18 protein-coding genes are annotated in these 25852 nt (G+C 72.0%); 8 read left to right on the top strand and 10 right to left on the bottom strand.

The window, feature by feature from the left end; genetic code table 11:
- Window positions 1–52: 52 nt before the first annotated feature.
- Entirely contained in the window at window positions 53–1375 is a 1323-nt protein-coding gene (locus OG245_RS13790; protein WP_371623811.1) for an LCP family protein, read from the bottom strand.
- Between the two features lie 117 nt (window positions 1376–1492).
- Here OG245_RS13790 and OG245_RS13785 point away from each other — a divergent pair, with 117 nt between their 5' ends.
- Window positions 1493–2062, top strand: a complete 570-nt coding sequence (locus OG245_RS13785) for an acyl-CoA thioesterase (RefSeq protein WP_371623810.1) — start codon at window positions 1493–1495, stop codon at window positions 2060–2062.
- 115 nt (window positions 2063–2177) lie between these two features.
- Here OG245_RS13785 and OG245_RS13780 read toward each other — a convergent pair whose 3' ends face one another.
- Complete coding sequence (locus OG245_RS13780; RefSeq protein ID WP_371627879.1) at window positions 2178–3560, bottom strand: LCP family protein; 1383 nt, start codon at window positions 3558–3560, stop codon at window positions 2178–2180.
- Between the two features lie 342 nt (window positions 3561–3902).
- Here OG245_RS13780 and OG245_RS13775 point away from each other — a divergent pair, with 342 nt between their 5' ends.
- A complete protein-coding gene (locus OG245_RS13775) occupies window positions 3903–4931 on the top strand; it encodes a glycosyltransferase family 2 protein (RefSeq protein WP_371623809.1) in 1029 nt (342 codons plus the stop codon).
- Between the two features lie 76 nt (window positions 4932–5007).
- Here OG245_RS13775 and OG245_RS13770 read toward each other — a convergent pair whose 3' ends face one another.
- The 4 genes from OG245_RS13770 to OG245_RS13755 form a co-directional block, all read right to left on the bottom strand.
- On the bottom strand, window positions 5008–6747 hold the full coding sequence (locus OG245_RS13770) for an LCP family protein (RefSeq protein ID WP_371623808.1): 1740 nt from the start codon (window positions 6745–6747) through the stop codon (window positions 5008–5010).
- A 37-nt stretch (window positions 6748–6784) separates the two neighbouring features.
- On the bottom strand, window positions 6785–8581 hold the full coding sequence (locus tag OG245_RS13765) for an LCP family protein (RefSeq protein WP_371623807.1): 1797 nt from the start codon (window positions 8579–8581) through the stop codon (window positions 6785–6787).
- A 224-nt stretch (window positions 8582–8805) separates the two neighbouring features.
- Window positions 8806–10293 carry an LCP family protein gene (locus OG245_RS13760; RefSeq protein ID WP_371623806.1) on the bottom strand — a complete coding sequence of 496 codons (1488 nt, stop codon included), beginning with the start codon at window positions 10291–10293 and terminating at the stop codon, window positions 8806–8808.
- A 177-nt stretch (window positions 10294–10470) separates the two neighbouring features.
- Window positions 10471–11223 (bottom strand): TIGR03089 family protein, encoded by a 753-nt coding sequence (locus OG245_RS13755; RefSeq protein WP_371623805.1) that lies wholly within the window; start codon window positions 11221–11223, stop codon window positions 10471–10473.
- A gap of 137 nt (window positions 11224–11360) precedes the next feature.
- Between OG245_RS13755 and OG245_RS13750 the strand changes: the two genes are divergently transcribed.
- From OG245_RS13750 to OG245_RS13740, 3 genes are all read left to right on the top strand, one after another.
- Window positions 11361–12839 (top strand): N-acetylmuramoyl-L-alanine amidase, encoded by a 1479-nt coding sequence (locus OG245_RS13750; RefSeq protein WP_371623804.1) that lies wholly within the window; start codon window positions 11361–11363, stop codon window positions 12837–12839.
- Window positions 12840–12918: 79 nt separating this feature from the next.
- Window positions 12919–14010: a sugar phosphate nucleotidyltransferase gene (locus tag OG245_RS13745; protein ID WP_371623803.1), complete on the top strand. Its 1092-nt coding sequence runs from the start codon at window positions 12919–12921 to the stop codon at window positions 14008–14010.
- Window positions 14011–14101: 91 nt separating this feature from the next.
- Window positions 14102–15109 (top strand): DNA-3-methyladenine glycosylase, encoded by a 1008-nt coding sequence (locus OG245_RS13740; protein ID WP_371623802.1) that lies wholly within the window; start codon window positions 14102–14104, stop codon window positions 15107–15109.
- A gap of 253 nt (window positions 15110–15362) precedes the next feature.
- Here OG245_RS13740 and OG245_RS13735 read toward each other — a convergent pair whose 3' ends face one another.
- From OG245_RS13735 to OG245_RS13725, 3 genes are read right to left on the bottom strand one after another with little or no spacing between them, the layout of a single operon-like run.
- The gene (locus OG245_RS13735) at window positions 15363–16781 is read right to left on the bottom strand and encodes a coenzyme F420-0:L-glutamate ligase (protein WP_371623801.1); all 1419 of its coding nucleotides are present in this window, start codon (window positions 16779–16781) and stop codon (window positions 15363–15365) included.
- Window positions 16778–17734, bottom strand: a complete 957-nt coding sequence (gene cofD, locus OG245_RS13730) for a 2-phospho-L-lactate transferase (protein ID WP_371623800.1) — start codon at window positions 17732–17734, stop codon at window positions 16778–16780. The genes OG245_RS13735 and cofD overlap by 4 nt, the downstream gene beginning before the upstream one ends.
- 13 nt (window positions 17735–17747) lie before the next feature.
- Window positions 17748–18248 (bottom strand): cysteine dioxygenase family protein, encoded by a 501-nt coding sequence (locus OG245_RS13725; protein ID WP_371623799.1) that lies wholly within the window; start codon window positions 18246–18248, stop codon window positions 17748–17750.
- A gap of 710 nt (window positions 18249–18958) precedes the next feature.
- Here OG245_RS13725 and OG245_RS13720 point away from each other — a divergent pair.
- The 3 genes from OG245_RS13720 (at window position 18959) to OG245_RS13710 (ending at window position 25278) form a co-directional block, all read left to right on the top strand.
- Window positions 18959–19222 carry a WhiB family transcriptional regulator gene (locus OG245_RS13720; protein ID WP_003968728.1) on the top strand — a complete coding sequence of 88 codons (264 nt, stop codon included), beginning with the start codon at window positions 18959–18961 and terminating at the stop codon, window positions 19220–19222.
- A gap of 510 nt (window positions 19223–19732) precedes the next feature.
- A complete protein-coding gene (locus OG245_RS13715; RefSeq protein WP_371623798.1) occupies window positions 19733–23743 on the top strand; it encodes a glycosyltransferase in 4011 nt (1336 codons plus the stop codon).
- Entirely contained in the window at window positions 23740–25278 is a 1539-nt protein-coding gene (locus OG245_RS13710) for a DUF5719 family protein (protein WP_371623797.1), read from the top strand. The genes OG245_RS13715 and OG245_RS13710 overlap by 4 nt, the downstream gene beginning before the upstream one ends.
- Window positions 25279–25396: 118 nt before the next feature.
- Here OG245_RS13710 and OG245_RS13705 read toward each other — a convergent pair whose 3' ends face one another.
- Window positions 25397–25825, bottom strand: coding sequence for a metallopeptidase family protein (locus OG245_RS13705; protein ID WP_371623796.1), 429 nt, complete (start codon window positions 25823–25825; stop codon window positions 25397–25399).
- Between the last annotated feature and the right edge of the window lie 27 nt (window positions 25826–25852).

Raw genomic sequence — 25852 nt, 5'->3', positions numbered from 1 at the left:
GGAGGGGCGCCGGGCAACAGCCCGGCGCCCCTCGACGTGTCCGCCCGCGGGCTCAGTTGCCCTTGACCGTGACCTTCTCGTCGTTGTTGAGCTGCTCCACCAACTGCTTCACCTTGGCCTTGTCCCAGACCAGGTTGCCGTTGACGCTGCCCGAGATCGGGATGTTCATCGACGTGCCCTCGCCGCCCGTGACGCCCTTCATCGCGAAGAACATGTTGCCCAGCGCCCAGAGCGACATGTCCTTGTCCACGATCAGCGTGTCCAGGCCCGCGCCCATCGTCGGGTACAGCTTGAACGGGTTGATGATCGTGGACGGGGTCGCCGTCTGACTCGCCAGCGCCGCGAGGAACTTCTGCTGGTTCTTCGTGCGGTCCAGGTCGCTGCCCGGCAGCGCGTAGCGGGTCCGGACGAAGGCCAGGGACTGCTCGCCGTTCAGCGTCTGCTTGCCGGCCTGGAAGTCGGCGCCGGACTTCTTGTCCTTGAAGGCCTTCGGGATGTCCAGCTCGACCCCGCCGATCGCGTCCACGATCTTCGCGAAGCCGCCGAAGCCGATCTCGACGTAGTGGTCGATGTGCAGCCCGGTGTTGAACTCGACCGTGCGGACGAGGAGTTCGGGGCCGTCCTCGGCGTAGGCGGCGTTCAGCTTCACCTGCCGGCCGGTGCCCTGGAACTTCTTCCCGGACTCGGACCCCACGAAGGACGGGATCTCGACGTTGGAGTCGCGCGGCAGCGAGATCAGCGTCGGGCCGGCCGAGCCGTCGTGCAGGATCATCATCGAGTCGGTTCGCTTGCCCTCGGCGGAACCGGTGCGCAGCCGCTTCTTCTCCTCGGCCGACATGCCCTCGCGGCTGTCCGACCCGACGATCAGGTAGTTCGTGCCGTCGCCGGACTCCGGGCGCTCGATGACCTTGGCGAGGTCGACCTCGCGCTTCAGCTTCGAGTCGGCCCAGAAGTACGTCGAGATCGAGACCGCGAGCAGCACGACCACCAGGGTCAGCGCGCCGATCTTGATCCGGCGGCGCCAGTCCGGGCGGCCGTGGACGTAACCCCCGTCACCGCCGCCGCGACGACCGCCTCCGCCGCCGCCCCGGCCGTTCGATCCGCCGCCCGAGCCGTAGACCTGGCCCGTGTTGTAGCCGCTGTCGTACCCGGGGTCGGGGCTGTTGCCGTGGCCGCCGTCCTGGTAGCGGTCGTCGTATCCCTGGCCCTGCTGCGGCACGTGCGGCCGCTGCGGCGGGGACTGCGGCCTCTGCGGCGGGGCCGGGCGGCGCTGGATGTGGGGCATCGCCCGCGCGCTCTCGGGTCGGGCGCTGTCGCTGCCCCGCCCGTAGCGCTCGCTGCGGTCGCCGGTCCGTCGATCGGGCCAATCGTTCATTCGCTCAGTGTGCCGCGCCGCCCTACAGCCTTTACAGGGTGTACGGGGATTTGGGCCACGGCTGTTGCGAAGCTGATGCATTCTGCGGGATCCGGTCCCCCGCATAAGGTGGACTGTATGACAGATCAGGCCACCGGCGTAACAGATCAGGCCAACCGCTCGGAAAGTGATATTCCGGGCAAGCCGACCGCGGCGTCCCGGACCACCCTCAGCCACATCATGACCGGCAGCGACACCAACCTCCTCGGCACGGTGCACGGTGGCGTGATCATGAAACTGGTCGACGACGCCGCGGGCGCCGTGGCCGGCCGGCACTCCGGCGGGCCCGCGGTGACCGCCTCGATGGACGAGATGGTCTTCCTGGAGCCGGTCAGGGTCGGTGACCTCGTTCACGTACGCGCCCAGGTCAACTGGACCGGCCGCTCCTCGATGGAGGTCGGCGTCCGGGTGATGGCCGAGCGCTGGAACGAGTCGACCCCCGCCCAGCAGGTCGGCAGCGCCTATCTGGTCTTCGCCGCGGTGGACGGGGACGGCAAGCCGCGCCGCGTCCCGCCGGTGATCCCCGAGACCGAGCGCGACAACCGGCGCTACCAGGAGGCGCAGATCCGGCGCACCCACCGGCTCGCCCGCCGCCGCGCGATCAAGGAACTCCGCGAGAAGCGCGCCGCCGACGGCATCGACGACTGAGCCGCCCGTACGGCTACCGGCGACGGCCGGACCACCCACCCGTACGGCCACCGGCGACGACCGAGCCACCCCGTGAGGTCACCGGCGACGGCCGGATCCCGTACGGCCACCGGGGCTACGGGCAGACCACCTCGTCGCCGCGCACCGTGGAGAACTCGCCCGTCTGCCGGATCTCCGCCTTCACCCGCTGCACCTTCGTGAAGTCCGAGCCCACCGTCACCTTCATCTGCGGGCCCTGGCCCTTCACCGCCTTCAGCTCGCTCCCGGGCAGGGCCGTGGCCAGGGACTTCGCCGACCGGTCCCAGCGCGGGTCGTACTCCACGAGCGTCCGCTTCAGCTCCCGCACCTCCCCGTTGAGCGGGGTCTCGGTGGTGGCGAAGCCGGTCGCCCGCAGCGCCTCGTCCACCGTCCGGCCGAGACCGTCCTTCGGGGTCCCGTTGTAGACCTGCACCCGGACCTGCTTCGGCGCGATGTCCACGAGCGTGGCCGGAGGCTTCTCCGGACCGGCCGCGGGCTTCGGCTTCGCCGGGGCCAGCGGCTTGTCCTCCCGCAGGGCCCGGAACAGCTTCTCCGCCTTCTCCGCGTCCCACCGCACCGTCGAGCCGATGCCCTTGACCGGGAAACTGGGGTTGCCGACGGGCACGGAGGCGAACTCCGACGAGGCGGGCCCGAAGTCCTTCATCGCCTTGCCGAGCGCCAGCATCTGCTCCGTACCGAAGCCCTCGTCGGCCCGGACCGACCCGAGCGCCGAGGCGGAGACCTGCTGGAACTTCACCGGGTTCAACAGCACCCCGCTGCTCGTCGCCTGCTTGATCAGCGCCGCCATGAACTTCTGCTGGCGTTCCATCCGGCCCAGGTCGGAGCCCATGTCCACATGGCGCGAGCGCACGTACTGGAGCGCCTGGCCGCCGTCCAGCTCATGGGTGCCCGCGGGGAGGTTCAGCCCGGTGTACGAGTCCTTCATCCGCCGCGCCGTGCAGATCTTCACCCCGCCCACCGCGTCGACCGTCTTCATGAAGCTGGTGAAGTCGACCTCCAGATAGTGGTCGATCTTGACCTTGGTCATGTTCTCGACGGTCCGCACGGTCAGCGTGGGCCCGCCCTCCGCGTACGCGGCGTTCAGCTTCACCGGGTGGCTCTCGTGGTGCTTGCCGGTGGTGCGGTCGGTGTGGGCGGGCATCTCGGCGTAGCTGTCCCGGGGGAGGCTCACGACGCTCGCCCGCTGCCGGTCGGCCGACAGGTGGACCAGCATGATCGTGTCGGTGCAGTGGCAGGGGGCGCCGCCGAGCCGGTACTTCTTCTTCTCGGCCTTCGTGATCGTGTCGCGGCCGTCCGTGCCGACGAGCAGCAGATTCGTGCCGTGGCCCCCCTGCGGGCGGTTCTTCATGTCCTTGAACGGATCGACCCGGCCGATCCCGCCCTCCAGGCTGGTCACCACGGCGTGCCCGATCCCGCCGGCCCCCAGCACCAGCACCGACAGTCCCGTGGCCACCCGCATGCCCCAGCGCGGCCGTTCGTCCTGCTTGCGGCTGCGGACCGGCCGGGTGCCCTGGGGCGGGCGGCGGCGCGGGGGAGTGGAGCGGGGATGCGGCGGGCGCTGCGGTCGCTGCGGTGCGGGCACGGGGGAGACACCTCCGGGGTGCAAGGGAGACACCTCTGCGGTGCAAGGGGACCATCGCACGGTAGGCCCATACGATCTCCGTCCCGGCCCACGACCCGGCGGCGCGCAACGGTGTCCCCCATTCGCGGTAACGTGGCGGCCGAATAACGCCACCTCCCGGGGCGCCCGCCTCCCGCGGTGCGGCACCCCCGGCGCCCCCGAGGACCACCCGAGGACCACATGTCTGCCGCGCAGTACCCCGCCGTCTCCGTGATCATGCCGGTACTCAACGAGGAACGTCATCTCAGGAACTCGGTCCGGCACATCCTGGAGCAGGAGTACCCCGGTGAGATGGAGGTCGTGATCGCGCTCGGCCCCTCCGCCGACCGTACGGACGAGATCGCCGCCGAGCTGGTCGCCGAGGACCCCCGGGTCCACACCGTGCCCAACCCCACCGGCCGCACCCCCGCCGCCCTCAACGCGGCGATCAAGGCCTCCCGCCACCCCGTCGTCGTACGGGTCGACGGCCACGGCATGCTCTCGCCGAACTACATCGCGACCGCCGTCCGCCTCCTGGAGGAGACCGGCGCGCAGAACGTCGGCGGCATCATGCACGCCGAGGGCGAGAACGCCTGGGAGGACGCCGTCGCCGCCGCGATGACCTCCAGGATCGGCGTCGGCAACGCCGCCTTCCACACCGGCGGCCAGGCCGGTCCGGCCGAGACCGTCTACCTGGGCGTCTTCCGCCGCGAGGCCCTGGAGCGGGCCGAGGGCTACAACGTCGAGTTCATCCGCGCCCAGGACTGGGAGCTGAACTTCCGCATCCGCGAGGCCGGCGGGCTGATCTGGTTCTCGCCCGAGCTGAAGGTCCAGTACCGTCCGCGCCCCACGGTGAAGGCCCTCGCCAAGCAGTACAAGGACTACGGCCGCTGGCGCCACGTCGTCGCCCGCTACCACTCCGGCTCGATCAACCTCCGCTACCTGGCCCCGCCGACCGCCGTCGTCGCCATCGCGGCCGGCCTGGTCCTGGGCGCGGCCGTCACCCCGTGGGCCCTGATCGTCCCCGGCGGTTACGTGGCCGCGATCGTCGCCGGGTCGCTGCCCGCGGGCAAGGGGCTCTCGCTGAAGGCGCGCGCACAGATCCCGGTGGCCCTCGCGACGATGCACATGTGCTGGGGCTTCGGCTTCCTCACCAGCCCCCGGTCCCTGGCCAAGCGGGTCATCGCGAGCCGCCGCCCGGCGATGAACGGCAGCAGCGAGACCGTCTGACCCCGGGCTCCCGACGCGCGCGAAGGGCCCCACCGCCCGGCGGTGGGGCCCTTCGCGTACCCGTGTCGTCACGGCGTCACCAGGTGTAGTTCGGATTCACCTTCATGCAGGCCTTCTCGTCGTCGCCGTTGAGGGCGCCCGCCGAATCCGGGGTCTTCTCCTTGCCCTTGGAGACCGGGTAGGCCCCGTCCTCGCGCCAGTCCGCGCCGACGGCGAGCGAGATCCCCGAGACGTCGGTGGACCTCTTCACCTGCGACAGCGGAACCCCGAGCGCCTTGGCGACGGCCTGCGCGTCGCCCTCCAGATCCGCGCTCGGATACAGGATCGCCGTCCGCGCCGCCCCGGTCACGTTCCCCGGGTCGACGGTGGCTTTCGCGAAGCCCGCGTCCTTCAGCTCCTCCATCACGTCACCGGCGCGCCCCGAGGCAGGTCCGAGCGCGTCCGTGGCGGTCCCGTTGCGCACGGCGACCGCGATCTCGCCGACCGGCGCCGACGGGTCCTTCGTGACCTCAGGCTTCTTCCGCTTGGAGGCCTTGCCGTCCAGCGGGACGTCGTCGCGGACCATCCGGAACAGCTGCTCCGCGTCGCCCGCCTTCGGGTAGACCCGGCCGTTGTTCGTGCCGGTGCCGTACACGTTGGGCATGGTCGACATCGTGATGCGCTTCGTGGGGACCTTCTTGAACTCCTCGGCCAGGTCGTAGAGCTTCTTGACCGTGTCGAGGCCCTTGTCGACCGTCAGCGCCTCGGTGGCCGCCTCGGCGAGGTTCATCAGCTTCGCCGGGTCGGTGAGCTTGGTGCCCTTACGCAGCTGACGCACCATCGAGTTCATGTACATGTGCTGGGCCTTGGCCCGCCCCAGGTCGGTGTTGTCCTCGAAGCCGTACCGGGTGCGCAGCCACTGGAGGGCCTGCTCGCCCTGGACGTCGGTGGTGCCCTTCTCCAGCTTCAGCCCGGAGCCCTTGCCGTCCCGGCCGCGGGAGTTGATGTTGGCGTCGACGCAGACCGGGACGCCGCCGATCGCGTCGGCCATCGAGACCACCCCGGCGAAGTCGATCATCATGAAGTGGTCGATCCGGATGCCGGTCAGCTCGTACCAGGTGGCCACCGTGCACCCCGGACCACCGCGGCCCAGGCTCTGGTTGGTCTGCACCTCCGTGGTGCTGGCCGGGAAGACCTCGCCGTCCGGGGCCGTGCACTTGGGCATCTTCAGCATGGTGTCGCGCGGCATGCTGATCACGGAGAGGTTGCTGCGGTCCGCGGAGATGTGGAGCAGCATCTGCACGTCGGCCAGCGGCGTTGCGCCGAAGGTCTCCTTCGCCCCGCCCAGTTTCTGGTTGGCCTTGGAGTCCCGGGCGTCGGAACCGATGAGCAGGATGTTGAGCGGGGTCTGCCCGGCGGCGTTGGCCTTGTGATCGGCCATCTGCTTGTCGCCGAGGGTCAGATCCTCTTTCTTGATGTTGCCGTTGAGGTGCTCGTAGTAGAGATAACCGGCGCCGCCGGTGCCGAGTATCAGCACGGCGAGTACGCAGGCGCTCCAGCGCAGCACGTGCCGCTTGGCGCTCTTGGGCGCACGGCGGCTGCTGCGCGCCCGGGCGCTGCCCCTGCCCCCGCTGCCGCCCCGGCCGTGCGCCGCCCGACGGACGCCCTCCGGCGTCTCGGGGCCCCCCGGCCCGTCGCCGTCCCCCGGCCCGTCGCCCCCGCTCCGTCCGCTGCCGTCACCGTGCGGGCTCTCGTCCCGGCCGAGTTGATCGGTACGGCGGCCGCGTGATCGCGTCCTCGCCCCGGGCGTGCTGCTCCGTCCCACCGGACCCCCCATGCTGTTCAGATTTCCGCTGTGGCGCGGTGACCCGGTGTCACTGGGCGCATACCGCCTTGTCGGCGCTGGCCTTCTCGATGTCCTTCGGCGGCTTCGTCGGTCCGGTGATGAGCTGGCCCGCCCCCTTGAAGTCCGACCCCAGCGTGAGCACCATCGCCTCGAGCCCCTCGGCGTCGGCGGTGCCCGGCTTCATGGCCGTTGCGGGAAGCCCCATCATCTCGGCGAGCGCCCGGGCCTGATCGGCCTGGTTGGGCGCGTACTCCAGCGTCGTCTTCTTGATCTTCTCGGATGCGTTGGCCTTGTTGGTGGACTTCAGCACCCCCTGCTCGTTCTGGAGCCAGGTGACGGTCGAGCCCGCCGCGCCGGCGATCTCACCACCGTTGAGGACGTCCACGCGTACGTCGGCGGCCGCGGCCTTCGGGCCCTTGAGCAGGGCCGCCTGCTTGCCCTTGGCGGCCTTCTCCTTCTGCTTCACCTCGGTCAGCGAGGTGTCGGAGCGCATCATCGCGAAGAGCTGCTCGCCCTTGACCGGGTCCACGACCACGGTGACGGGCTTCGGCTCGGCCGGGTTGTCTATGACCGGCATCGTGAGGAAGCTGATGTTCTTCGTGTCGACCTTGCCGATCTCCTCGGCGAGCGTCATCAGCTTCTGCGCGTCGCCGATGGCCGTGTCGACGGTCAGCGCCTGGGTGGCCGAGTCGGCCAGCTTGTACAGCTTCTTCGGGTTGGTCAGGGTGTCGCTCGACTTCATCTCCCGGATCATGGAGCCGAGGAACTGCTGCTGCACCTTGATCCGGTCGAGGTCGCTCCGGTTGCCGAAGCTGTCCCGGGTGCGCAGCAGGGCCAGCGCCTGCTCGCCCTGCACCTTCGACTCGCCCTCGGGCAGCTTCAGATGCGACTTCGGGTCGTCGATCGGCTTGGCCATGCAGACCTTGACACCGCCGACCGCCGAGGTCAGGGACTTGACCGCGTTGAAGTCGACCATCATGAAGTGGTGGGGCTTGACCCCGGTGATGTTCTCGACCGTCTTCATGGTGCAGCCGGGGTTACGGCCGTTCTGGCCGAGGCTGGTGTTGAAGCGTGCGTTCGGGGTGCCGGGGATGACCGTGGAGGTGCCGTCCGCGTTCTTCGACTCGCACTCGGGGACCTCGGTCATCAGGTCGCGCGGGATGCTCATCGCCGTCGCGTTGGTCCGGTCCTCGGAGACGTGGAACAGGATGGTGGTGTCGGCGTGGCCCTCGCTGCCCTTGTCGCCGTACCCCTCGTTGCCCTTGCCGGTGCGCTTGTCGGTGCCGATGATCAGGATGTTCATCGGGCCGTCGGTGACGACGTTCTTGCTGCCCGCGTCGCCCACGTCGATGGCGTCGATGTTCCCGTTGAGCTTCTGGTACAGCGCGTACGCACCGGCCGAGCCGACGATCACGACGAACGCCATGACCCCGCCCGTCCACAGCAGCGCCTTCTTCTTGCGCGACTTCTGGGGCTTGCGCTTCCGCCGCCCGGCCGCGGGCGGCTCGGCGGCCCCGCGTCCCCCTTGGGAGCTGCGGCGGCTGCGCTGGCCCGGTACCTGGCGCGGCCCGTCCGGGGCGCCCTCCCGCTCACGCGAACCGGACCCGCGGCGTCCTGAGCCCTCGCGCGACGAACCCTCGCGCGACGAACCGGTCCGGGAGCCCCCCCGGCGACTGCTTCCCTCGGCCGTAGCCGTACGCGAGGGACTGCTCGACTCCCCAGTGGAGTGATCCAGTCGCAATTCGTAATTGCCGGTGTGCGGGTTGAGTACCCACTGGTCGGCGGGGTCGATATCGTCCGCCCGTCCACGGCTATGCGCGTCCACGGTTGCCTGCGTCCTCCGTCGGTGCCACGCGAGGCGCCCTCCCCCGGCAAGGCGCTCGTTCCTTCGCTCCAGCAGTGCACGACCTGACGGCCGGAAGCACCGGATCGCGTCACACTATCCGGCCGATTCCGCGTCGAGCGACGTGCGTGACACATTCCACGCCCCTTACAACCGGGCATTCTTCCCATTAGCCGTCGATTGTGTTCCGTGTCTTGGTAATTGCTTTACTGCTTGCACAGGTCGTCTGCCGCACTCGACCCCGAATAGGTGGGTGTGGGCGTCGGACTCTCGGACCCCGCGTCGTCCGGTTTCCCGTCCTGCTTCTTCCCCTGGTCCTCCTGCGCTTCCTTGAGTTCGTCGGCCGGGACCACGGCGACGGGCCGGTCCTCACGGAGTTGCTTGAACAGGTCGCCCGCGTCCGGTTCGACGAGTTCGTCCCGGTTCGCGTTGTTGCGGTACGGCTGCCGGGGCACCGTCAGGAACTGCACCTGCTCGGTCGGTACGTTGCGCATCCCGCGCACCAGGTCGTACAGGTCGCGCAGCGAGTCCAGCCCCGGGTCCGTGGTCAGCGACTTGGTCGCCGCGTCCAGCACCGGGTAGAGCCGCGTCGGGTTGAGCAGGACGCCGTTGCTCTGCATCTTGTTCACCAGGGCGCCCAGGAACTGCTGCTGGCGCTCCATGCGTTCGGTGTCGCTGCCGTCGCCGAGGGTCTTGCGCGCCCGTACGTAGCCGAGGGCCTCCTCGCCGTTCAGCGTCTGCCGGCCGGCCGGGAGCTCCAGGTGCGCGTCCTTGTCGTTGATCGGCTCCTTGAGGCAGATCTCGACCCCGTCGACGGCGTCGACCATGTCCTTGAAGCCGTTGAAGTCGACGACCATGTGGTGATCGACGCGGATGCCGGTCATCCGCTCCACGGTGCGGATGGTGCAGGCGGTGCCACCGAGCTCGAACGCGGTGTTGAACTGGGTGAACTGCTTCCGCGTCTCCTTGTCGTCCCCGGTGCGGCAGCTGGGGATCTCCACCATCAGGTCACGGGGCAGGGACACGGCCGTCGCGCTCTTACGGTCCGCCGCGAGGTGCAGCAGGATCGTGGTGTCGGAGCGCTGGCTGCCGCCGTCGTCCCGGCCGTACTTCCGGTTGTCCCCGGCCCGGCTGTCGGATCCGATGAGCAGGATGTTCTGGGCGTCCATGACCACCGGGGTCGGCCGCTCCTTCTCGTACGCCTTGAGTTCGGCGGCGGCGCTCGTGTCGGTGGTGATGTTCCCGTCGAGCTTCTGGTACATCCACCAGCCCACGCCCGCGGCGATCAGCACGAGGAACGAGGCGCCGAGCGCGGTCCAGCGCAGCCAGCGGCGCTTGCGGGCCGCGACGACGCCGTCCTTGGGCCGGTCGGCCCAGGTCTGCACGTCGGCGCCGCCCCCGGCCGTCGCGGAATCCGGCCCGGGGGCCCGCGACGGATCGGCTCCCGTCCCGGGCTCGGGCTCGGGCTCGGGCTCGGGATCGGCTCCCGTCTCGGGCTCGGGCTCCGCGGCGGCCGGGGTTTCCTCCCCGGCCGCCGGTGCCCCGTCCTCGGGGGTCCCGTCCCCGGGTGGCCCGCCCCCGGGGTTCACACCCTCGGGTCCGGGATCTTCCTGCGACCTGCCCTGCGGCTTGTCCCCGGCCGAGTGGTCCGGGTCGGACGGCGGGCCAGCACTGTCGGTCACGTCTGCGTCCATCCTTCACGTTCGGCGGCGCGAGGGGCCGCCGGTCGCAGGAGTAGACGGCTGAAACTCACGCTTGGTTGTGCACGGCCAGGAGAGTGGTCTGTACCGCCCGATCATCTACCCGCTCCGGAGCCGATTACCGAGGACTCGGCCCGCTGTGGGCCGGACGAGTGCACCTCAGCGCGCTTGTCATACCGCGGTGTTGGTGACCCGCTCGCTCTCGGTCCGCTTGGCCAGTCCGTCCCCGCCGAGCTGCCCGAGGTGGCGGCAGAGCACCACGGAGCCGCCGGCCGCCAGTGGCGCGAAGAGTCCGGCGCTCAGCCCTTCCCAGGTGTCGTACGTACGCCCGGTGAGCAGCCGGGACCCCGGTGCGAGTCCGAGGGTGCCGGCGTCCTCGCGGGCCCGGGCGACGAGCTGCGCGCCCGTCAGCTCGATCCCGCCGACGGCCAGCGCGGGCGCGTCCGGGTCCACCGGGGCGAAGGGCGCGAAGCGGTCGCCCTGGCTCGGCACCTCCACCGCGTAGTCCATGAATCCCTCGGGCGTCTGCGGGAACCGCCCGCCCAGGGGCCGCAGCGCGAGGGCGACGCGCTCGCCCCGGCAGGCCCGCGCCCGCTCCAGGGTGTCCGGGCCGGTCACGACGAGGTCGGCGGCGGCCGGGTCGCCCTGGACCTCGGCGACGACTCCGACGGAGGAGCAGGCGAGCAGCCAGACCGCGGACTGCCAGTGCGCGGGGAGCAGCAGGGCGAGCCGGTCGCCCGGCTCCGCGGCGAGGTCGCCCTGGAGCAGGTTGGCGGTCTTGGCCACCCAATTGGCGAAGGTGGCCACCGACAGTTCGACGCGTTCTCCGGTGGCGTCGTCGTAGAAAGTGACCAGAGGTCGGGTCGGGTCCGCGGCGAGCGCGGATCGCAGCAGGTCGGCGGGGGTGCGGTCGCTGGAGTTCACCCGCGCAAGCGTACGCGCGGGCGCTGTGCGGGGCGGGCTGAACGGGTGTCACGTACACCGGTTCGGCAGACGGTGCGTCACGGAGAGGCCGATGCCCGGGTAGCCGGACTCATGACTGTATGGCCAGGATCTTGCGTATGCGTACCCTTTTGGTCACCTCAGTCGGCGTCACCTGCGCGGCGGCCCTCACCCTGCCGCTCGCCGCCCCCGCCCTGTCCGCCCCGGCCGCGCACTCCGCCTCGGCCCGGCCTCCTTCCCTGTCCCCCGAGTCACCCGGATCCGGCCCGCCGTCGGCCCGGACCGAAGCCGCCCCGCCGCCCACCGGCACGACCCGCGCGCCCGCGGGCTCGACGCAGTCCCTGCCCCTGGAACCCCTGGCCGCCCCGTCCGACCGGTCCGTGGGTCCGGCGGCGCCCGGTCAGGGCCTGGACCGGCGGACGGCCCGGCCCTTCTCCCTCGTGGGCGTCGTCTGGGACGACGCCGAGGCCGAACTCCACGGCACGGTCCAGGTCCGCACCCGGGCGACCGGCGGCACGAGCTGGTCGGACTGGCAGGACGTCGAGACCCACAACGCCGAGCACGCCGCCGACCTGGGCAGCGCCGAGCGGGCGTCCGGCGCCGTGCGCGGAGCGACCGCCCCGCTCTGGGTCGGCGACTCGGACGGCGTGGAGGTGCGCGTACGCCCGGAAGCAGCCGATCCGCGGCACCGGTCCGCCGCCGTGCCCCTCCCCGAAGGGCTGCGCCTCGAACTCGTCGACCCCGGCGAGGACCCCGCGCCCGAACCCGCCCCCGACGCCCCCGCCGGCCGGACCGCCACCCAGGCGATGTTCGTCGGCAACCCGGTGCCGCCGACGACGACGGGGCTCGTGCCGGAGGTGCTCACCGCCGAGTCCGCCGCCACCTCGGCCGTCAACGCGGACCTCGCGCCGCTCGGCGCGGCCGTCATCCCCGCGCTGACCAAGGCGGAGACGGCGGAGGAGGCGGCGATCGTCGCGGCCGGCGCGAAGCCGTACATCGGCCCCCGCCCGAGGATCGTCACCCGCAAGGGCTGGGGCGCGGACGAGAAGCTCCGCGAGCGCGACTTCGCGTACACCAAGTCCGTCAAGGCGGCCTTCGTGCACCACAGCGCGACCGGCAACAACTACACCTGCAAGCAGGCCCCTTCGGTGCTCCGCAGCATCTACCGCTACCACGTCACGAGCAGCGGCTGGCGCGACTTCGGCTACAACTTCGCCGTCGACAAGTGCGGAAACATCTACGAGGGCCGGGCCGGAGGCGTCTCCAAGGCCGTCCTGGGCGCCCACACCCTGGGCTTCAACACGAACACCATGGGGATCGCCGTGCTCGGCACGTACTCCACCACCAACCCGCCCGCCGCCGCGGTGACCGCCGTCTCCAAGCTCACCGCCTGGAAGCTCGGGCTGTTCGGAGCCAACCCCAAGGGCAAGGTCACCCTCGTCTCCGGCGGAAGCGGAAAGTACAAGAAGGGCAAAAAGGTCAAAATGAAGGTCATCTCGGGTCATCGGAACGCCTTCGCAACCGAATGCCCCGGAGAGCGTCTCTACAAGAAGCTCGGCAAGGCCCGGACCAGCTCCGCCAAACTGCAGGGCCGCTGACCGGGGAGTTACCGACCGGTCTGCTTAGACTGGCCAGCCACATCCAGGCCAGGCCCCAGCAGGAAGCAGAGACGGTGCTGTGACAGAGGCAAAAGAAGCGATTCTCCTGGTCGGTGGCAAGGGCACCCGGCTGCGCCCGCTCACGGTGCACACCCCGAAGCCGATGGTTCCGGCGGCCGGGGTCCCCTTCCTCACCCACCAGCTCGCGCGGGCCAGGGCGGCCGGGGTGGAGCACATCGTGCTCGCCACGTCCTACCTGGCGGAGGTCTTCGAGCCGTACTTCGGCGACGGCTCCTCGCTCGGCCTGCACATCGAGTACGTCACCGAGCAGGAGCCGCTCGGCACCGGCGGAGCCATCCGCAACGTCGCGCCGAAGCTGACCTCGGGGCCGGACGCACCGGTCCTCATCTTCAACGGCGACATCCTGACCGGGCTCGACATCCGGGCCCTGGTCACCTCGCACACCGTCTCCGGGGCGGATGTCTCCCTCCACCTGACCCGGGTCGAGGACCCGCGCGCCTTCGGCCTCGTGCCGACCGACACGACGGGCCGGGTCACGGCCTTCCTGGAGAAGCCGCAGACGCCGGAAGAGATCGTCACCGACCAGATCAACGCCGGGGCGTACATCTTCCGGCGCTCGGTCATCGACTCCATCCCGGCGGGCCGCCCGGTCTCCGTCGAGCGCGAGACCTTCCCCGGACTGCTCGCCTCCGGCGCCCACCTCCAGGGCATGGTCGACTCCACGTACTGGCTGGACCTCGGCACCCCGGGCGCCTTCGTCCGCGGCTCCGCCGACCTCGTCCTCGGCCGCGCCCCGTCCCCGGCGGTCCCCGGCCGCTGCGGCGACCGCCTGGTCCTGCCGACCGCCTCCGTGGCCCCGGACGCCAAGCTCACCGGCGGCACGGTGGTCGGCGCCGGCGCGGTGATCGGCGCGGGCGCGAGAATAGACGGCTCGACGATCCTGGACGGCGCGGTCGTCGAAGCGGGCGCGGTCATCACGGACTCCCTGGTCGGGGCCGGTGCCAGGATCGGCGACAGTACGGTGCTGGCGGGCGCGGTCATCGGCGACGGGGCACAGGTCGGCGCGGACAACGAACTGCGCGACGGGATCAGGATCTGGTGCGGCGCGGTCCTGCCGGACGGCTCGGTCCGCTTCTCCTCGGACCAGTAGACCCGCACCCGTACCCGTACCCTCAAAAGGACGCCCCCTCCGAACCGAGAACTCCGAGAACTCCGAGACTCCGAGAACACCGAGGCCACCCGTGGCAGGACGATTCGCCCCCCGCACCGCGCGAGCGGCGCTGCCGCATCAGGCTGTCGCCCCGGCGCGTCGGACGGCCCCGCCCTCGCACGACGGCCCGCCGCTGACCCGTGAGTGGACCCCGACGGGCCCGCTGGACCTCCGCCTCGTCCTCGGCCCCCTGCGCCGGGGCCCGGCGGACCCCACGTTCCGGATGGTCCCGGACGGCACGTTCTGGCGGGCCACCCGCACGCCCGAGGGCCCCGGCACCCTGCGCGTCGCGGCGCGCGGCGACCGGATCGCGGCGGCGGCGTGGGGCCCCGGCGCGGACTGGCTGCTGGCGGGCCTCCCCGCCCTCCTGGGCGCGGACGACGACCCGGACGCCTTCGTCCCCCGCCACCGCCTGCTGGCCCTGACCCGCCACCGCCGCCCGGGCCTGCGACTGCTCCGCACGGGCCTGGTCATGGAGTCGCTGATCCCCTCGATCCTGGAGCAGAAGGTCACCACGGACGAGGCGTACCGCGCCTGGCGCCACCTGGTCCGCCGCTTCGGCACCCCCGCTCCCGGCCCCACCGCGGACCTGGGCCTGCACGTCATGCCGGACCCGCGGGGCTGGGCGATGATCCCGTCCTGGGAATGGCACAGGGCGAACGTCGACGCCAAGCGGTCATCGACGATCCTGCGCGCGGTACGGGTGGCCCGCCGGCTGGAGGAGGCGGCCACGATGAACCTCCCCGAGGCCCGGACCCGCCTGGAACTGATCCCCGGCATCGGCCCCTGGACCTCGGCCGAGACCCTCCAGCGCTCGAACGGCGCACCGGACGCGGTCACGGTGGGCGACCTGCACCTCCCGGGCATCGTGGGCCACGCCCTGGCGGACAACCGCGACGCGGACGACGAGGAGATGCTGACCCTGCTGACCCCGTACGAGGGCCAGCGCCACCGGGCGACCCGCCTGATCCTGCTCTCGGGCAACACCCCGAAACGCCGGGCCCCGAGGATGACCCCGGGCAACATCACCCACCTGTAGCCCTCCCGAAAACACCTACCTGTGGCCGCCCGCGTCTTCCAGCTCCTCCGGAGCTGTCTCCAGCCCCTCCGGCGTTCGAGGAGCGGGGCCGGGGGCGGAGCCCGAATCCAGCCCGTCCGGCGCTTGAGGACAAGGGGGCCCGGGGCGGAGCCCCGGTTTCGGGAAGGGGCGGGTAGGGGGACAAGGCCCCGCGCAGCGGCACCCAGCGCCACCCACCACCGCGCCCCGCACCACCGCCCCACCCCGCCTCACCTCACCGCACGGTGAGAAACGCCTCCACATCCCGAACGCCCCGCTCCCGAGGCACCCCCGCCGCATGCCCCACAGCCACCGCGCCCAACGGATCCCAGGACGACGGCAGCGACAACACCTCCCGCACCACGGACCGGCAGAACATCGTCGAGGACACCCACGCCGACCCCAGCCGCTCACCCGCCAGCGCCACCAGGAAGTTCTGCACGCCCGCGCCCGCCGCGACCACGAACATCTCGCGCTCCGCGGTGTCGCGCCGCTCGTCCCCGTACGTGTGCGAGCCGTCCATCACCAGGCACGGCACCGCCAGATACGGCGCGTTGCGCAGCACATCCCCGCGCCGCACCCGCTTGGCGATCGACTCCTCGTCCTTGCCGTCGCGCCGCAGGTCCTCGATCCACGCGTCCCGCATCGCGTCGAGCAGCCGGGTCCGCGACGCGGCGGACTCCAGCAGCACGAACCGCCACGGCGTCGTGTGATGAGGGGCAGGCGCGGTCACCGCCGCCGCCACCGCCCGCCGCACGGCTCCCGGATCCACCGGCTCGTCGGTGAACTCGCGCACGGTACGCCGCAGCGTCACCGCTTCACGGACCGCCTCCGACGTCCCGAGCCGGAACATGTCGTCGGCCGCACTCCGTACGAGCGCCCGAGCACCGGCGGAGTCCTCGTCACCGGACGCCACCACGTGCCGCAGCCCCCGCACCACGGCGACGGGCAGTCCCTCCGCCTTGCCCTTGACCAGGTCCCCGGCCGCGGCCAGCTCGTCCGCCGTGGCCACGACGGTGGCGCTGAGCGGATTGCCGTACGCGTCCGTCCCGCCGCGCAGATCGTCCAGCACCCGCACTCCGGCCGCACCGATCGCGACATCGGTCAGCCCGTTGCGCCAGGGCCGCCCGAAGGTGTCCGTGACGACGACGCCGACCTCCACACCGAGGGCGTCCCGCAGCCCGTCCCGGATGGCCCGGGCGGAGACGTCGGGGTCCTCGGGCAGCAGCAGGACGGTCCCGGCCGGCGTGTTCGAGGCGTCGACCCCGGCGGCGGCCATGACCAGACCCTGCCGGTTCTCCACGATCCGCAGCGGCCCGCGCCGGGCGACCACCCGCACGGTCTCGGCGTCTATGGCGGCCTCGCGGTCGGCGGCCTCGACGATCCGCCCCTCGGCCTTGGAAACGATCTTCGAGGTGACGAGCAGGATGTCCCCGTCGACCAGCGCCGGCTCGGCCGCGGCGATCAGCTTGGCGAGATCATCACCGGCCCGCACCTCGGGCATCCCGCCCAGCGCCCAGACCCGAAAGGAAGGCGCACCGGAAGCCGCGGCACCATCGGCAGCCCCGGGACCACCAGCCCCAGGACCACCGTCACCTGCCCCGGGACCACCAGCCCCGGGACCACCGTCACCGACGCCAGGAGAACCGCTCACGCCCGAACCTCCTCGGCCAGATCCAGCGCCTGCCGGGCCATCTCGGCGGTCGCGTCCACGTCCGTCATCATCAGCGGCACCGCCCGGCAGCGGATGCCCGCCGCCTCGACCTCGCCGACCGCACCCGCGTCCACCGTGTCCACCAGCCAGCCGTCCAGCAGCCCGGAACCGTAGTGCTGGGCCACCGCCGCCGCGGTCGATTCGACGCCCACCGCGGCGAGCACCTTGTCCGCCATCCCGCGCACGGGCGCGTCCCCGACGATGGGGGAGAGGCCGACGACCGGCACCCCGGCCTCGGCGATGGCCTCCCGGATCCCGGGCACCGCGAGGATCGTGCCGATGGACACCACCGGATTCGACGGCGGGAAGACGATGACGTCGGCCGAACCGATGGCCTCCAGCACTCCCGGAGCCGGCTTGGCCTGCTCCGCGCCGACCGGCACGATCGCCTGCGCCTCCACGGAGGCGCGCAGCTTCACCCAGTACTCCTGGAAGTGGATCGCCTTGCTCTCGCCGTCCGTCTCGACGGCGACATGCGTCTCGACCCGGTCGTCGGACATGGGGAGCAGCCGCACGCCCGGCTGCCACCGGGCGCAGAGCGCCTCGGTGACCGCGCTCAGCGGATAGCCCGCGCCCAGCATCTGCGTACGGACGATATGGGTCGCGAAATCGCGGTCGCCCAGCCCGAACCACCCGGGGCCCACGCCGTACGCCGCGAGCTCCTCCTTGACCTGGAAGGTCTCGTCGGTCCGCCCCCAGCCCTGCTCCTCGTTGATGCCACCGCCGAGGGTGTACATCACGGTGTCGAGGTCGGGGCAGACCTTCAGCCCGAACAGATGGATGTCATCACCCGTGTTGCCGATCACCGTGATGTCCGCGTCGGGCGCGGCCTGCTTGAGGCCGCGAAGGAAGCGGGCACCGCCGATGCCACCGGCCAGAACAACAATGCGCATGCGGAGCAGTTTGTCAGGCGGGTACGGCGTCCACGGCGGTCGGGGCGCTTTGCGTGGCGTGCATCGGCATCTCGGTCAGACCCGGGTAGTAGATGTGCAGGCTCACCGCCGGTTCGAGCGAGTCGTTGACCACTTCGTGGACGTACCCCGGGGCGAAGGCGCGCTGCGCGCCCGCGCCGAGCGACCGTGCCCCGCTCTCGGTGCGCTCGGTCAACTCGCCTTCCAGGACCGTCAGTACGCCGGCGGAGAGGCCGTGGTCGTGCCGCCCGCTGCCCTGTCCGGGCACCCAGCTGAGCAGCCACACCTCGTAGCCGGGGCCCTGGTGCAGGCGGTGGTACCAGCGGGAGGCGGAGTCGTACTGGACGATTCCGGCCCACTGCGCGCGGTCGGCCGCGATGGAGCGGGCGAGGCCAACGAACTCGGAGACGGTGGAGGGGTGCTCGCGGGCGGGCTGCAGGAGGTGCTGGACCTCAAGGATGTCGCCGGCGATCTGAAGGTCGCTGTCGCTGTTCATGGCTGCGGTGGTTCCTCGGCATGGGGGGTTCACGTGCGGGGAGTCGCGGTGAGCGTCGGCAGCTCGGAAGGAGCCGCGGGAAGTGCGAGGTGCGGGGGGAGGAGCGGGAGGAGACGAAGAAAGACGCTCGACCGGAGAGGCTGGATCAGAGCTGGAGCACTACGGCATCAACAGCTGTGACAGCTGGAACAGCAACAGCGGGCCTGGACAGCACTACGGAACCCACGGACGTGGGTGACGTGCATGGCTGCGGTCGCTGGCATGGAACCAAGGAGACCGGCTCGGGCCGCCCGCTGTCAACCCAATGCCCGATATGGGGGCAATGTTTCACCCCTTTCGGTTGTCGGGTTTGGAGAAAGGTTTATGCACCTCTGGGCGGGGACATGTGGCGCATCATCCGCGCCCTCAAACGCGGCTGACGCTCCGTGACCTGACTGTGATCTTGGTCGCTTCGGTGATCGAATCGCAACACAAGGGCGGCTTCACTCGTCTCTCACGGGGAAGGGTGTGGAGCTGTGGGCCCGTGGCATATGTCAGGTTTTTGCTGATTTGAACACTTTCCGCGTACGCTTGGTTCCGCAGAGTGAATCCCTGGGCCAATAGCAGATCCTCGCTTGACTGGCTCGGAGCTACACACTTGTAATTTCACTCGTGTCGTTCAGCCGCAAACGGCTGCATCACGGGACGCAAGAGACAGACGAGGGGCGCACATGACCGAGCTGTTCCAGCAACTGCTGGTCGAGGACGCGGACGAGGAACTCGGCTGGCAGGAGCGCGCACTGTGCGCCCAGACCGATCCCGAGTCCTTCTTTCCCGAGAAGGGCGGATCCACCCGCGAGGCCAAGAAGGTCTGCCTCGCCTGTGAGGTGCGTTCGGAGTGCCTTGAGTACGCCCTCTCCAACGACGAACGCTTCGGCATCTGGGGCGGGCTCTCCGAGCGGGAGCGACGGCGCCTCAAGAAGGCCGCCATCTGACCGCCCGGTCCGTTCGGCCCCGGTGCGTTCGGGCTCGGCCACGTCACCGCACCGGGCCACGTCACCGCTCCTGGGGCACGTCACCGCCCGGCCCCACCACCGGACGCGTCGATCCACCGGACGCGTCGACCACCGGCCGCCGTACCCCGCACGACGCACCACCACGGCCCCGGGGGCGCGGACCCCGGAGCACCCCGCACCCCACACCTCCCCGCACACCCCCTCTCCCCGCGCTCCGGCCGAAGCCGGCCCCCCTCTCAGCGGGCAGGCTCCCCGGACCGGATTCCCCACCCCCGACGGCCCGCCCGCCGACCCCTTCCCCGGGGCCCGGAAGGCGGGCCGCCGGCACGTCCGGGCCCGGCCCCTTCACCCGCTCGGACCCCCGCCACCTGTCCGTACCGTTAGTGTGGGGCCCCGTCCGAGACGCGCCAACGCCCCGACGGCGCGCGCGTGTACACCGATGCAGCCCCCGGGGACGCCCCCGGACCCGGCCGGAGGGCCCGTACCTCGATGTCCGTGCACAGCCACTCGGCGGCGCCGAACGCGGCCGCCGCCGCCCCAGAGTTCCCCCGGCACGTCGTCACCGCCGTGCTCGTCTCCCACGACGGCGCCCGCTGGCTGCCCGACGTGCTGGCCGGGCTGCTCGGGCAGGAACGCCCCGTACAGAACGTCGTCGCCGCCGACACCGGCAGCGCCGACGACTCGGCCCGGCTGGTCACCGAGGCGCTCGGCGACGAACGCGTCCTGCACCTCGCACGCCGCACGAGCTTCGGCACCGCCGTCGACGAGGCCGCCCGCACCGCCGGAGTGCTGACCCCGGACGACCTGCCCTACCTCAAGCGCCCCAGCGGCTGGGACCCGGCCGGCCGGACCTGGGTCGACGAGAACTACGACCTCCCCGAACTGCCGCACGGCGAACCGGTCCAGTGGCTCTGGCTGCTGCACGACGACTGCGCACCCGAGCCGGACGCGCTCGCCGAGATGCTGCGCGTCGTCGACACCGACCAGCACGCCACGATCGTCGGACCCAAACTGCGCGGCTGGTACGACCGCAAGCAGCTCCTCGAAGTCGGCGTCTCCATCGCCAACAGCGGACGCCGCTGGACGGGCCTGGACCGCCGCGAGCAGGACCAGGGCCAGCACGACCAGGTCCGTACCGTCCTGTCCGTCTCCTCCGCCGGCATGCTCATCCGCCGCGACGTCTACGAGGAGCTCGGCGGCTTCGACCGCAGGCTCCCCCTGATGCGCGACGACGTGGACCTGTGCTGGCGCGCCCACCTGGCGGGCCACCGGGTCCTCGTCGCCCCGGACGCCGTCCTGCGGCACGCCGAGGCCTCCGCCCGCGAACGCCGCCCGATCGACTGCGCCGGCCGCTCGGTCGCCAGCCCGCACCGCGTCGACAAGGCGGGCGCGGTCTACACGATGCTCGTCAACGCCCGCGGCAAGGCCCTGCCCTGGGTCCTGCTCCGGCTCGTCGTCGGCACCCTGCTCCGTACCCTCGCCTACCTCGTCGGCAAGGTGCCCGGCCAGGCCCTCGACGAGGTCACCGGCCTGCTCGGCACCCTGCTGCGCCCCGGCCGGATCCTCGCCGCCCGCCGCGACCGCGGCAAGGGCGCCGTCGACGCCGCCGAACTGCGCGCACTGTTCCCGCCGCCGGGCGCGACCGTCCGGGCCACCGTCGAGCAGGTCGCGGGCAACTTCGGCGGCCGCAGCGACGCCGACGCGGGCGGTTCACGGCACGGTGCCGTCGAATCCGGGCCGGGCGGCGACGACGCCGACTTCCTCGAAGTCGACCAGTTCGCCCGTCTCAAGCGCATCGGCCGCAAACCGGGGCCCATCCTCTTCGCGCTGCTCCTGATCGTCTCCCTCGTCGCCTGCCGCAACCTCCTCAGCGGCGGCGCACTGGCGGGCGGCGCGCTGCTGCCCGCCCCCGCCGAGATCGGCGCTCTCTGGGGGCAGTACGCGGACGCCTGGCACACCGTCGGCACCGGCGGCACCCAGACCGCACCGCCCTACCTCGCCCTGCTCGCCGCCCTGTCGACCCTCTTCCTCGGCTCGACCGGCCTCGCCGTCAGCGTGCTGCTGGTCTGCTCGATCCCGCTGGCCGGGCTCACCGCCTACTTCGCCTCCCGCCCGCTGCTCCCCTCCCGGCTGCTGCGGGCCTGGGCGAGCGTCGCGTACGCCTTCCTGCCCGCCGCGACCGGAGCCCTGGCCACCGGCCGCCTCGGCACCGCCGTCCTCCTCGTCCTGCTCCCGCTGACCGCCCGCGCGGGCGTCGCCGCCCACGGGCTGCGCGCCGACAGCGCGGCGGGGGAGCGCGGCAGCTGGCGCGCCACCTGGGCGTACACGCTGCTGCTGACCGTCATGATGGCGTTCACCCCGATCGTCTGGCCGCTCGCCGTGGTCCTCGGCATCGGCGTCCTCGTGCTGCGGCGCGGCGACATCACGGCGTACGGACTCCGCTTCGTCGCCGCCGTCGGCACCCCGGTCCTGGTCCTCGCCCCCTGGTCGCTCACCCTCCTGACGAACCCGTCCGCGCTCCTGACCGAAGCGGGCCTGGACATCGGTACGGGAACGGCATCGGGCCTCGACCTGCTCGGCATCAGCCCCGGCGGCCCCGGGGCGACGGGCGGCATCCTGCTCCTCGGCATCGTGCTGGCGGCGCTCGCCGCCCTGCTGCGCGAGGAACGCCAGTTCGCCGTCCGCACCGCCTGGGCGGTCGCCCTCGTCGGTTTCCTCTTCGCCGCCGTCGCCAACGGGTCCACCTGGGCCGGGCCCGCCACCCTCGTCTACGGCACCGCCCTGATCGCCGCCGCCCTGGTGGGCGCGGACGGGGCCCGCATCCGGGTCGCCGAGCAGAGCTTCGGCTGGCGCCAGCCCCTCGCCGTGCTGATCGCGCTGGCGGCCGGCCTGGCCCCGGTCCTGGCCGCGTTCGGCTGGATGATCGGTGGCGCGGACGGTCCCCTGGAGCGGCGCGACCCCGTCCAGGTGCCCGCCTTCGTGGCGGAGGAGAGCACCACCCGCGACCAGCCCCGCACCCTCGTCCTCGGCGGCAGCTCGCCCGACTCCGTGACGTACAGCCTGGTCCGCGGCTCGGGCGCCCGCCTCGGCGACGGCGAACTCACCGAGGCGGGCGGCAGCAACAGCCACCTCGACAAGGTCGTCGCCAACCTCGTCGCCGGCTCCGGCGCCGACCAGGGCGGCCAGCTCAGCGGCTTCGCGATCCGCTACGTCCTCGTCCGGGACGGAGCACCGCGCCAGATGAGCCAGGTCCTCGACTCGACGCCCGGCCTCAGCCGCCTCAGCCAGATCGACGGCAGCGCGCTGTGGCGGGTGGACCGCCAGGTCGCCCGCGTGATGATCACCCCGGCTTCCGGCGAGGGCGAGCACCTTCCGGTCGGCTCGGCCGCCGTCGAGGCCCACTCCGACATCCCGTCCGGCGGGCCGGGCCGCGTGCTGCGGATCGCGGACGCCACCGACCCGGGCTGGACGGCGACCCTGGACGGCAAGCCGCTGACCCGCAAGACGGTCGACGGCTGGGCCCAGGGCTTCGAACTGCCCGCGGACGGCGGCCGTCTGGACCTCACCTACGACGCCCCGATCACGCACACCGCGTGGATCTGGGCGCAGGCCGGGCTCCTCCTGGTCCTGGTGGTCATGGCGCTGCCGGGCCGCCGCCGGGAGATCGACGACGACCTGCCGGAGGAGACGGCGCCCGCCGTCGCCGCCGAGCCGGTCGACGGAGAGGGCCGCCGCGCCCGCAGGCTGCGCGCCGCCGCCCAGGCCGAAGCGGCGGCCGCCGCCGAGGAGACCGGGGACGGCACCTATCCCGACGACCGCGATCCGTCGCGAGCGGCTGACCGGGCACCGGACCCGGCAGGGGCCCCGGCGCCGGTCCCGACCGCTGTCCCGACCGCGGTCCCGGGGGAGTTCATCCCCGCGCAGCAGTCCGCCGACCCGTACGCCGCGAATCCCCCGGCGCACGACCCGCAGGAGGCCACCGGCGACCATGCGGCGCTCCCGCGGCAGCAGTACGGCGAGTACGCGCAGTGGGACGGGCAGCAGCAGCCGGGCGCCGACTACTACGCGACATACCAGCCGGACCCGTACGCCCAGCAGCAACAGCAACAGCAACAGCAGAGCACCGGTTACCAGGGATACGACGCCCAGGACCCCTACACACAGCAGTACGACGCCCAGGGCGCGTACAACGAGCAGGGCGCGTACGGCGGCCAGGGCACGTACGACGCGCAGGGCACGTACGACGCGCAGGGCACGTACGACGCGCAGGGCACGTACGACCAGGGCACGTACAACGACCAGGGGTACAACGCCCAGGGCGCGTACGACGAGTACGGCCGGTACGCCGACGGGCAGTACCAGCAGCAGCCCTACACCGACCCCGCCCAGCAGCCCCGGCCCGACCAGCACACCGCCGACAACGGCGAACACACCGACACCCCGGCCCCGGGCCAGGCCCCGTGGCAGACCGGTAACGCATCGCGAGGCGAGTCCGAGTGAAGTCCACCCACCTGTCCCTGATCGCGGGCGCCGCCGTCCTGGCCGCCATCACCGGCTTCGCCACGGTCACCGCGCCCGGCGCCCCGGCGGACACCGTGGCGAAGTCCGCCGCGCTGCTGCCGGTCGAGCGTTCCAGCCTGGTCTGCCCGGCGCCCAGCAGCTCCGAACTCGCGGAGACGCAGTACACCTCGTTCACCCCGGCGGGCGAGGGCGGCGACGCCAAGGGCACCGCCGAGCTGAAGCCCGCCCTGCCGGTCGTGGACGACGAGGACGAGACCGACCCGAAGAAGGTCAAGAAGGCCGAGGAAGCGGCGAAGAAGGCGAAGGAGAAGGCCGACAAGCCGGTCCTCGCCGTGAAGGAGCCCGGAAAGCCGGTCGTCGCCGAGTCGGACGGCTCCGACGCCCCGGCCCTCGTCGGCACGGCCACCGGCAGGCTGGCCCCCGGCTGGGCCGCCCAGCAGACCACCGAGGTCACCGTGGGCGGCGCACGCGGGCTCCTCGGAGTCACCTGCACCGCTCCCGACACGGACTTCTGGTTCCCGGGCGCGAGCACCGGGAAGTCCCGCCAGGACTACCTCCACCTCACCAACCCCGAGGGCTCCGCCGCCGTCGCCGACATCGGGCTGTACGGTCCCGAGGGCGCGCTCAAGTCCGAAGTCGGCGACGGCATCACCGTGCCGGCCCGCTCCAGCGTCGCCGTTCTCCTGTCCACCCTCACCGCCGAGGCCGTCGACCACCTGACCGCCCACGTCACCACCCGCTCGGGCCGGGTCGGCGCGGTCGTCCTGAGCGCCGACGACAAGGCGGGCAGCGACTGGATCACCGCGTCCGAGGACCCCACCGGCACGCTCGTGCTGCCCGGCATCCCGGCCGACGCCACCTCCGTACAGCTGGTGGCGTTCGCGCCCGGCGAGGACGACGCCGACGTGAAGGTCCAGCTGATGGGGAAGAACGCGGCGTTCTCCCCGGCGGGGAACGCCACCCTGCACATCAAGTCCTCGATGACGGCGGCCGTCGACCTCAAGGACGTCACCCGCGGCGAGCCGGGCTCCCTGCGCCTGAGCCCCGTCGAGAAGGACCGGGCGACCCCGATCGTGGCCGCACTGCGCGTGGTCCGCGGCAAGGGCGACAAGCAGGAGGTCGCCTACATCCCGGCCACCGGACCCGTCGGCGCACGGGCGAGCGTCCCGGACAACCGGGCCGAGGGCTCGACGCTGTCCCTGACCGCGCCGGGCGCCACGGCCAAGGTGAAGGTCACCGCGTCGGCGGGCAGCGAAGGCGGCGAACCGGCCGTGGAGACGTACACGGTCAAGGCCGGCACGACCCTCGCCGTCACCCCGAAGGCCCCGGACGGCCTCAAGGGCGTCTACGCACTGACCGTCGAGACGACCTCCGGCGGCCCGGTCCACGCGTCACGCTCCCTGGCGCGCACGGAGGGCGGCGTCCAGATGTTCACCGTGCAGACGCTCCCCGACGACAGGGGCACGGTCGAGGTCCCGTCGGCCGTCCAGGACCTCTCGGTCCTGGACGACTGAGGGGCAGGCCGAGCGGGCGCGGCAGGCCCGCCGGGTCCAACAGGCCGGGGGCGCGGCAGGCCTGCCGGGTCTGCCCGGCCTGACCCAGCCGGAAGACCTCGGCCGACCTCAGTCGACCTCAGTCCTGCCCGTACCGGGGGTCGACCGACTCGGGAGCCAGCCCCAGCAGCTCGGCGACCTGCTCGACGACGACCTCGTGCACGAGCAGGGCGCGCTCGTCACGGCTCTTGGTGCGCAGCTCGACGGGCCGCCGGTAGACGACGATCTGCGCGGGCCTCCCCTTGCCCGCGGACACCGAACTGCCGAGCGGAACGATCTCCTCCGGAGTGCCGGGGACATCGAGGACGACGAAGTCGACCTCGGCCAGCTGGGGCCAGCGCCGCTCCAGCCGCTCCACCGAGTCCTGGACCAGATCACGGAATGTCTCGCCCCGGCTGGCCGACAGCGGCACCTGCGGTGGCGCGACCGGCCCGCGCATACCGCGGCCATGACGGTCACGGCGCCGGGGCCGCGGCTCGAACGGGTGGGGAGGTACGGAGCTGTCCATCACCGACGCAGCGTAACGCTCCGGGGA

Origin of the sequence: Streptomyces sp. NBC_01116 (assembly GCF_041435495.1) — a bacterium.
GTDB lineage: Bacteria > Actinomycetota > Actinomycetes > Streptomycetales > Streptomycetaceae > Streptomyces.
This window is presented reverse-complemented; position numbering and strand designations above follow the sequence as displayed.